Below are 6546 nucleotides of genomic sequence, written 5' to 3'. Positions count from 1 at the left end.
TTCCTGCTTTTGAACGGATAATGGCATCGGTTACTTTGTTTACTCCGTCATCCTGTCCGATCACTCTGTGATGCAGTTCTTCATCCAGATTCAGGATCTTGCTTCGCTCACCTTCCGTCAGCTTAGCTACCGGGATTCCGGTCCATCTGGATATAATTCTGGCGATCTCCTCATCCGTAACGCTTTCACGAACCAATGCAAGCTCCTGGCTCTTTACCCGTTCTTCCTCAATACTTAACTGTTCCTGCAATTTTGGCAGTTCCCCATACTGCAGTTCAGCCGCACGATTCAGGTTATAATCCCGTTTCGCCATTTCAATTTCTTTGTTCAGATTTTCAATCTGCTCACGCAGTCCGGATAAATTTTCCACCGAATGCTTTTCATTATCCCACTGGGCTTTTTTGCTGCTGAAATTATCCCGCAGTTCCGCCAGTTCTTTTTGCAGGTTCTCTAAACGGTCCTGACTTAATTTATCTGTCTCCTTTTTCAATGCAGCTTCTTCAATTTCCATCTGCATAATTTTTCTTTGAAGCTCATCCAGCTCTGCAGGCATGGAATCCAGTTCCGTCTTAATCAAAGCACAGGCTTCATCTACCAGATCAATGGCTTTATCCGGTAAAAAACGGTCAGATATATACCGGTGGGACAATGTTGCTGCAGCGACTAAAGAACTGTCTGTAATTTTTACTCCGTGGAAAACCTCGTAGCGCTCTTTTAATCCCCTTAAAATTGAAATGGTATCTTCTACTGTTGGCTCATCTACCATTACCGGCTGGAAACGGCGTTCCAGTGCCGCATCCTTTTCAATATACTTGCGGTATTCATCCAATGTGGTCGCACCGATACAGTGCAGTTCTCCTCTTGCCAGCATTGGTTTTAACATGTTTCCGGCATCCATTGCGCCATCTGTCTTACCGGCACCCACAATCAGATGAAGTTCATCGATAAACAGGATGATCTGTCCTTCACTTTTCTTCACTTCCTCCAGTACGGCCTTTAAACGCTCTTCAAACTCCCCGCGGTACTTGGCACCTGCAACAAGAGCTCCCATATCCAGAGAGAAGATCTTCTTATCCTTTAATCCTTCCGGAACATCCCCCCGGACGATACGCTGTGCCAGTCCTTCCACAACTGCAGTTTTACCAACACCAGGTTCTCCGATCAGCACCGGATTGTTTTTTGTCTTACGGGACAGGATACGGACTACATTCCGGATCTCACTGTCACGCCCGATTACCGGGTCCAGCTTCTGGTCTCTGGCTTTCTCTACCAGATCCTGACCGTATTTATTCAAGGTATCATAAGTTGCTTCCGGGTTATCACTGACAACTCTCTGGTTACCCCTTACCGTTGACAATGCCTGAAGGAAACGGTCTCTTGTAATCCCGTATTCCTTAAACAGCGCCTTCACGCTATCATTGGGATGTTTCAGCAATGCAAGGAACAAATGCTCCACGGATACATACTCATCTCCCATGGCTTTTGCTTCATCTTCCGCACTAATCAGAACCTTATTCAATTTCTGTCCGATAAAAAGCTGTCCACCGGAAACTTTTGGACGCTTATTCAAAGCATTTTCCAGATTTCCAGCAAAATGTTCCTTGTTAATTTCCATCTTCTCAATTAATTTGAGAATCAGACTGTCTTCCTGATTTAATAAACTATATAGTAAGTGTTCCTGCTCTATTTCCTGATTTCCATATTCATAAGCCACTTTTTCCAGGTCATTAACTGCCTGTAAAGATTTCTGCGTAAATTTATTAATGTTCATAATCAAACCTCCTCATCACATTCATTTGCAGACAGCTGAATTTCTTTGTTTCTGTCTGTTCTATAACTACTATAACATACATTTTCAAAATTGCAAGTACTTTTTTAAATATTTATGAAGTATTTTTTGAAAAACGGTAAATGCTAAAAAGAGAAATTGAAGACTACGAATATGGGAGGTTTTAAAATGTATCCTGATAAAATCTATTATGAACCGGATGTACTGAATTATCCTCTGGGTCAGGAGTTAAAAGACAAATATGCTGCTGTACCCTGGATCGAAATAGAAAGCCACAATAAAATTGACGAACTGCGCAGTAATGAAAATTCACAGTTCGCCAATATGAAACGCCATTTAATTATCGGAACCAGAAAAACCCATAAATATGTACCGAACCAAAAAGTCTCAGATTACCTGGTCCCCTATACTTCGTCCGGCTGCAGTGCCATGTGTCTATACTGTTATCTGGTCTGTAATTATAATAAATGCTCGTATCTGAGACTTTTTGTAAACCGGGAAAAAATGATGGAACGACTGATAAAATCCGCTTCTTCCTCTGAACAGGAATTAACCTTTGAGATTGGAAGCAACAGCGATCTTGTCCTTGAAAATACCATAACCAATAACCTGGAGTGGACCATACCCGCATTTACCGCTCAGCCAAGAGGGTATCTGACCTTTCCAACAAAGTTTGATATGGTGGATCCTCTTCTTGACCTGCCCCATAAAGGCAGGGTAATCTTCCGTATGAGCCTGAACCCCCAGGAGATTATCAGCAAAATTGAGATTGGTACTTCTTCATTAAAGCGCCGGGTCCAGGCACTAAATAAAATGTGTGATGCCGGTTATAAAGTAGGAATATTGTTTGCTCCTATTATACTCGTTGACGACTGGAAAAAAATATACACAGAGTTTTTTACACAGCTTGCCGATACGCTTTCGGATAAAGTGAAAAAAGAAGCTTTTATCGAAATTATTTTTATGACTTACAGTTTTGTTCACCGTGCAATCAATGCCGAAGCATTTCCAAGCTCACCTGATTTGTACAGTAAAGAAAACATGACCGGCAGAGGCAGAGGAAAGTACTGTTATCAGACATCTCTTCGAACGGAAGGTGAAAGTTTCCTAAGGGAACAGATTGCAGATACGTTGGGAGATATGCCGATTTTGTATGTGGTTTAGATCCAGATAGCCCTCTGCAATAATATCTTTATATATTGAAAACTCAAATCCTAAAATCCAAAAAGCTTATGCTGCATTGCACAGCATTAGCTTTTCTTTACTTCTCCAGATAATCTCTAATCAATATCATAAATACACTTGCCGTCCACGTAAATCCGGAATCCCTTAGTCCATGCCCGTCAATGGCGCTGTAATTTTCAAAAAATCCTTCAGATGCACACATATCGCAAAACCGCCGTGCGTTTAATACTGCCTCTTCTTTTCGCCCGTTTGCCATTAATGCTTCGGTCATGATATAGGCAGTTGGCGGCCATATTGCCCCCCTCCAGTATCCGTCTTCTACAAAGTAAGGACTGTCAACAGGCTCCGACGCTATGCCGTAGTCCGTTATAAAGTTCTTTTCTTTCAGAAGTTCTTCCAGCATTCTTTCCCGTATCTCAGCGGGGAGTTTTTCTCCAAGAATAAGGGGAACATACAGAAGAAGGGAATCACATTCCACTGTTTTATTATCCGGTACTTTAATTGCCTTCATGTGATTATTTTCTACAAAAAGTGCTAACATTTTTTGCAGCAGTTCCTCACTTTTTTTCTTCCAGACGTCTGCTTCCTCAATGAGTCCCAGCTCTAGTGCAGTATCTGCAAGAAAATCCAGTTGGATTATCAGCCATGCCGATAGGTCTGGTGCTTTTACAGGTACTCCCAGGCGAAAAGCTGTGCTGTTGTCCCACCCGGAATCATTTCCATGATGATAGACAGGAATACCGTCTATATTCCCTCTGTAATCAAACCACCACCTCGTAAAACGTACAACCGAATCATATATTTTCCTAAGAATATCTATACCGGGTCTTTGGATTTTGAACATTCTTTTTAAGATAAATCCCTGAACCGGAGGCTTTACAAAGGTACATACATATGCTCTTGCATGAAACGCGTCGGGGTAGGAACCGTCCTTTTCCTGCATTTCAGCAATCGCCAGAAATTGGTCATACGCAAGCACCGGATCTTTGTCCATCATGGCAAGGGCATTAAATGTATAATCCCAGCTCCAAACCATATTCATTTTATTTTTCGTCATTAACATAACCGGATATTTTACATATCCTTCCGGCCTCACTACACTGTGCCAGCTAATGTAGGCAGCCAACTCCATGGAATCTTTGTATTTTTCAATGCCGGTGTGAAAATGTTTTTTAAAATCTTCGAATGCAGTTTCTACATTCAGCAGATTTTGTTCATAAGTAAGATTCCGTGGTTTGCGGTAACTTAACCCCGCCAGTGTCAATTTCATTTCGAATTCACCCGTTTTATCGGGATGAATGAGTACTTTTATATTTTCACATCTTGTTCCCTCTTCGGACCACACGGAATCATCACTGATACTTCCCCTGATCATTTGTATGATAACAGATGCATCATTTCCCGCTATTTCCCAGCTTCCTGTTTCATGGTGCATCACACGGTCACACATCAAACCGAACATTTTCGTTTTTGTGATCATAATATCCGTGCTGCCCTTTAAATGTACCGTATCTTCATTTTGAAAACAAATTTGATAGCCCTGTCCACCGGCGCTTACCTTTAACTGGACAGGTGTAGCTTCTATGTCTCCGGCAACCGGCACTCCCTCCTGATTCAGCATCACAATAGGGTATGTCTCCTGTTCATTAAACATGCCATAGAGAATGCGCAGAGCCAGATGATCCTGATAAACACCTTCCCCATCTCTTGGATAAGAAAATGCAAGGTAAGATCCATAGCAGCTGAATGGTACTGTATTGATATCGAAATTCATAAGTTATCTCTCCTGATTTGTATTATTTTTCGTGTTCTTGCCCATGGTGTGATCATCCCTTTACACCGGATGCCGCTATACTTTCCTGCACCTGTTCCTGCGCAAATGCATAGAGTATAATTCCCGGAAGCACAACTACCGTGAGTGCAGCAAAGAGCTTGGTGTAATCATAGGAAAATGCTTCATTGAAAAACTGCAGTGCCAGGGGTAATGTCCTGTTTAAATCCGAAGAAGTAAGCAATGAGGCATAAAAATACTCATTCCAATTATTTAAAAACATCAATATTCCTGCTGTAGCCAGTCCACTTTTAGCCAGCGGCAGATTAATTTTCCAGAATATTCTAAAGAATCCGGCTCCCTCAATTGCCGCTGCTTCATCCAGGGACTTGGGTATTGACATGAATGTAGATTTTAAAATAAACATGGACATAGCAAGTCCTGCCGATAGGTAAACCAGGGCTACTCCCCATATGTTGTCGTATAGGTTTAAGTTCATGATCAAGGAAAAGATTGGCTGTGCCTTCGACTGCGCCGGTACCAATAAGGTGATGGTAAACAATGCAAATATAAAATTTCTCCCGGGGAATTTATATTTCGCGATTACATATCCTCCCATGGCAAAAATAATAAGTGATAATCCGGTGGAGGTAATGCAGATCAACAGTGAATTCAGGGCATACCTTAAAAAATTATATTTTTCAAATAAATAGGCAAATGCATCAAAGCTGATACTGGTGGGTAGTGAAAAGGGACTCCCCAGGATCTGTGCATTTGTTTTAAATGCAGACATGATAACCCATATAATCGGAAACACAGAAACGATGATTGTAAAAATCAATATTCCATATTCAAATATCTTAACGAGAACTTTTTTTACCTGTTTCATGATGTCCCTCCTTAATATGCGCTTTCGTTCATGCGAAATGCCTTGTTTACCAGCGCCAGAATTAAAAGTCCCAATATGAACATGACTACACCGTTGGCATTGGCATATCCATATTTCATATCACTGATGGATTTTACTAATATTATAGGAAGATTCATTGTATCATCCCCCGGACCTCCCGCTGTTGTCAGGGCGATCTGTTCATACATCGCAATTCGCGATGTGATGGAACAGATGATTCCTGTGCCTATGGCATTGCGGCAAAGCGGCAGGTGGATTCTTGTAATGATCTGCCATTTCGCAGCACCGTCTACTCGTGCGGCCTCATTCAATTCCTCCGGAATCGCCATAAGGTCATTTAATACAACCAGGGTTACGATTACCGCATAAAACAGCCAGGTTAATGTAACTGCCCAAAATGCATATGGTGACTGATAAAACCACTGAACCCCAAATTCAGGATCAAATTTACGAATGATATTATTTAATATACCCATATCGTTATTAAAGATAAACTTATAGATCAATGCCCATGCTGCTGCCGATATTACATTTGGAATCATAAACACCGTTCTTGTTACCTTCCACCCAAAAGGTTTCTGGAAAAGAATAAATGCTACCAGAACACCAAATCCCACGTGCAGTGTTCCTGCTATAATTGACCAGAACAACAGGTTTTTTAGTGCAATTAGAAACGTATCACTGCCGATCATCTGCTTGTAATTATCCAGTCCTGCAAATACAGGGCTATTAAAACCATCCCACTTCGTAAAGGAAGTTACAAACACCGTTACTATGGGAGAAAGATAAAAAAATAAAAATATAAGAATTGAAGGTAATAAAAATAAATAAATCCATTTATAATTTCTTTTTTCCAATTTACTGACCTGTGCTTTTTTCATTGGACGCTTC

General features: G+C 41.1%; 5 protein-coding genes. 1 reads left to right on the top strand and 4 read right to left on the bottom strand.

What is annotated here, in order from left to right; genetic code table 11:
- A partial coding sequence (locus RHS_RS17790; RefSeq protein WP_047833940.1) for a Clp protease N-terminal domain-containing protein occupies positions 1 to 1771 on the bottom strand: 1771 nt, incomplete at its 3' end.
- Positions 1772 to 1957: 186 nt separating this feature from the next.
- On the opposite strand from RHS_RS17790, the gene RHS_RS17785 reads away from it, so the two are divergent.
- Positions 1958 to 2953 (top strand): spore photoproduct lyase family protein, encoded by a 996-nt coding sequence (locus RHS_RS17785; RefSeq protein WP_027295962.1) that lies wholly within the window; start codon positions 1958 to 1960, stop codon positions 2951 to 2953.
- Between the two features lie 97 nt (positions 2954 to 3050).
- Here the strand turns inward: RHS_RS17785 and RHS_RS17780 are convergent, their stop codons facing one another.
- Genes RHS_RS17780 through RHS_RS17770 form a run of 3 tightly spaced genes read right to left on the bottom strand, consistent with a single transcriptional unit; the run spans position 3051 to position 6536 of the window.
- A complete protein-coding gene (locus tag RHS_RS17780) occupies positions 3051 to 4748 on the bottom strand; it encodes an amylo-alpha-1,6-glucosidase (protein ID WP_047833939.1) in 1698 nt (565 codons plus the stop codon).
- Between the two features lie 52 nt (positions 4749 to 4800).
- Complete coding sequence (locus RHS_RS17775) at positions 4801 to 5634, bottom strand: carbohydrate ABC transporter permease (protein ID WP_027295960.1); 834 nt, start codon at positions 5632 to 5634, stop codon at positions 4801 to 4803.
- 11 nt (positions 5635 to 5645) lie between these two features.
- Positions 5646 to 6536, bottom strand: a complete 891-nt coding sequence (locus tag RHS_RS17770) for a carbohydrate ABC transporter permease (protein ID WP_027295959.1) — start codon at positions 6534 to 6536, stop codon at positions 5646 to 5648.
- Positions 6537 to 6546: the final 10 nt, after the last annotated feature.

The organism is Robinsoniella sp. RHS (genome assembly GCF_001029355.1).
GTDB classification, from domain to species: Bacteria; Bacillota; Clostridia; order Lachnospirales; family Lachnospiraceae; genus Robinsoniella; species Robinsoniella peoriensis.
Note: the sequence above shows the minus strand (reverse complement) of the source record. Positions and strands in the feature narration are given on the sequence as shown.